The sequence below is a fragment of the Xanthovirga aplysinae genome, assembly GCF_009711365.1.
Classification (GTDB): domain Bacteria; phylum Bacteroidota; class Bacteroidia; order Cytophagales; family Cyclobacteriaceae; genus Xanthovirga; species Xanthovirga aplysinae.
Genome location: NZ_SMMB01000956.1, coordinates 1 through 3,745 on the forward strand (window position 1 = coordinate 1; position 3,745 = coordinate 3,745).

Here is a 3,745-nt window from a genome sequence, read left to right on the forward strand (position 1 = left end):
CCTTTAAGTTTGTAGACTTAAATTATGATTGGTTGTCCATAAAGGTTAAAGTCCCCTTCCACGCTCCTAATAAATTCCTCATTAAGTTTTCTTATACTTCTATAAACCTCTGTTGTTTCCAATCAGGTTTTAATTTGTTTTCATAAATCCTATGCATAGGATATACTTATCTGTTTTGTAAACTTTAAGAAGCTTTGCATAAATCAAAATAACAGGGAGATTTCACCATTAGGGTTTATATAATTACTATCCAACTCGTTTACAGTATGCTACTCTTGGCAGGTGAATGTCTTCATTCCTGTTTTTCTCATTCAACTAGTGTCGATGCTTTTTTTAGACAATTCCTATTTAAAGCTCCTTTTTTAGAATACTAATACTTTTTAAATATTTATGTGTTATTGGACTGGGCACCACTCCAATAATTAATGTATGGTTTTTTCCTTAGTGTTTTTTTGTCTACCAATTGTCTACTGTAAGAGGTTTTAAGCAACCCCAGTATTTTCGAATATTGCAAAGTAATTCAAAGGCAGGATACGAATGATTTATAATTTTCTTTAAAAAAATCGGCAGGGGGGGAATCGTTGATTTGGCAGTGATTATTTTGAGTCATATAAGTTATTTTTCAAAGGAAAGCACAAAATTATCTTGCTAAGTAGGGGGAATCACCATGGATTTTAAAAGGGAGAATCTTCTGATTTAATGATAAGTGAAATTGTCTTTGCAAGGCTAAATGCTTGGATTTTAAAACTCAATTTTCCTTCAATCAACTTGCTATAATAAATGAAATGTGATAACCCATATTTAGCTTTTAATGGATTATGCAATAGGCAATAAGGGGTCTTAATTTTTTGTTCAGGGAACTTTTTATCCCTTTTTGGGATCACATAAATTCACCATGCTGTTTTACCTTAAAGAGGATGGTTTTGTGCAATTGAATAATATTTGTTAGAAGTAGTTTTTGATTCTGGTGTTGTTTTTTGTGATGTTCTAAATTTTTCCTAGGCCTATTCCCTATAGAGTTCTTTATTTTTCAGTTCTTTTCTAAGAAGAAAAGATTCAAGTTTTTCCATTTTTATTCCTAATCTGATGAGGTTAATTTTTTACTTTATTTCTGTGCTGATATTTTTTTGTAGTTGTACCCCTTTACGTAAGGTTAAATACCTCCAAACAAGTAATGAGGAAGATACTCAAATTCTTCTGGAATATGAGGCAGATTTTAACCCTTATAATCTTAAGCCGGGAGATTTGATCTCTATTATAATCACAACCTTAACTCCAAATGAGTACAATTTTTTTCAGAGAGAAAACATGAGGTTGTCTGATAATTTTCAGAACGAGACTGAGTTTAGGGTTGACAATGAGGGATGGGTAAAATTACCTGTAATAGGAAAAGTTTATTTACAGGGGAAGTCCATTGAAGAAGCTCAATTTAAGATTTTTCAAGAATTAATTAAATATATGGAAGATCCCCTTGTGAAAATTAAATTAATTAATTCTCAAATCACCGTACTTGGGGAAGTTAACCGACCAGGAACTTACCCCATTTCAAAAAGTAGGATTAATATTTTTCAAGCTATAGGATTAGCAGGTGATATAACAGCGTTTGGTGACAGGAATCAAATAAAAATAGTAAGACAAACCAATAGGTCAAAGGAAATGACCGTAGCTTCCTCCCTGGCCCAAACCACAAATGTAGGTTATGGGATTACGAAAAAGAATATGATCGAGGTGAATGAAATTAATGTTCTTGATGAATCCATCCTAACATCAAAATATTTTTATCTCCAGCCAAATGATGTTTTGATTGTTTCTCCCCTTAAATCTAAAAATGTGAAAAACAATGCAGTGAATATTAGTTTGATACTGTCTGCGATCACTGCCATTAGCTTAATATTAAGTAGATAATTTTTTAAAGATGGGATTTCAACAAGAAGAACAATTTCCTGAGGATGTGATTGATTTAAGGTCAATTATATTGAGAGTTTCAAAGTACCGGTTTTTTTTCTTAGCAGTTTTAATAATTAGTATTTTTTTAGGTCTTATTTATTTCTCCTATTCTAAGAAACAATATTCGATAAATACCTCTATTCTAATAACATCGAATAATGATACTGATAAATCTACACTGCAATTACCCTATGGGAGTGAATTTAACTTTAAAAATGATCTTACCAATGAAATACTAATTATTAAATCTCATCCCTTAGTACGTCAGGTTATAGATTCGTTAGCGCTCTATAAAACTGTTAATTTCCAAGTGGGGATGAGAGAAAAAGAATTGTATAAACAAAATCCTGTAGGTATCGAATTTATTTCTCAGGGGCGGAATATTGAGGAGTTTGAGTTTACAATAAAGATTAAATCTGAAAAAGGTTTTTATATTGTTTTTCAAGGTTCAAATGAAGAAAAGTTTTTTCGCTTTGGGGATATTTTGAGAGTAAATGGAGAAGTGATAAAGGTTAATTTATTAAATAGAGATCTTTTAAAAGACTATATAGGAGGTTCACTTATTTGTACCATAAAAAATATTGATGATGTAACTGAAAAATTAATTAATGATCTTTTGGTGGAGCCTCATGGTCAGCGATCTTCAGTTTTGAATATCTCTATAAATGATAATATTCCGGAAAGGGGAGAGGATATTTTAAATGTTCTATTAGACCTATACCAAAAACAAAAGTTAAAACTAAAACATAGAAATTATGATAAGACTTTGACTTTTATTGACAGACAGCTAAGAACTATAAAAGATTCATTGTACAATGTGGAAAAAAGATGGACTTTATTTAGAGGAGAAAATGCACCCTCCGAAATAAGCGAAATGGGATTAACTTTATTGAAAAAGATAAAGAATTTAGAAGAGGAAAAATATAGATCCCAAATAAAGTTAAAGTACCTTTCCTATTTGCTAAAGGGTTTATCTGAAGACAGAATAGATTCCTTTGTTGTTCCTTCCTCTCTTGATTTTGATGACCCCATCCTTGATCGTTTGATTGGTGATTTATTTGAAGCCCAAAAACAATATAAGATTTTACTGAGAAATGGAGGGGAGTCCAACCCTTATACTGAAAAAACCAAAGAGGAGGTAATTCATTTGAAGTTAAGTGTTATTGGAAATATCAAAAATATACAAGGGGCAGAAATTATTTTGTTCGATGAAATAAGTCAAAGGATAGTAAATCTAGGTGGGGAGTTAAAGAAATTGCCACAAGTAGAGCGGAATTATATTGATATAAAAAGAATTTATGACTTAAACGAAAAATTTTATGTTGCTCTGATGGAGAAGAGAGCGGAAGCTGGAATATCCAAAGCTACCCATGCCTCAGAGGTTTTTCCAATAAATCCACCTAGAAGTAGCAAAAAGCCGGTTAGTTATGGCCTTATAGAGGTAATAGCAATTTCTTTTGGTTTAAGTTTAACTGTATCGTTTGGTGGAGTTCTTTTAATTATATTTTTTGATAAAAGGCTTTATTCAAAAGAATATATTGAGGAAAATACTAGAATTCCTATTCTAGGGGAAATCCCTCATTTTAATGGGATGTCTCAATTGGTGGTGAAGGAGATACCATTTTCTTTAATTTCTGAAAATTTTAGATCAATCAGATCAAAAACAAAGAAACTGAGTGGAGAGGGTAGTGCAATCCTTGTTACCTCATGCCTAAGTGGAGAAGGAAAAACTACTTTTTCTTCCAATTTTGCCTTAACAATGGCTGCAGCAAGCAGGAGAACGATTTTAGTTTTTGCA

2 protein-coding genes are annotated in these 3,745 nt (G+C 31.6%); both read left to right on the forward strand.

From position 1 onward, the window contains the following. Positions 1-1,086 precede the first annotated feature (1,086 nt). On the forward strand, positions 1,087-1,905 hold the full coding sequence (locus E1171_RS08930) for a polysaccharide biosynthesis/export family protein (RefSeq protein WP_155205664.1): 819 nt from the start codon (positions 1,087-1,089) through the stop codon (positions 1,903-1,905). A gap of 10 nt (positions 1,906-1,915) precedes the next feature. After that, positions 1,916-3,745 (forward strand): GumC family protein (locus E1171_RS08935; protein ID WP_155205666.1); only part of this gene is annotated, 1,830 nt, incomplete at its 3' end.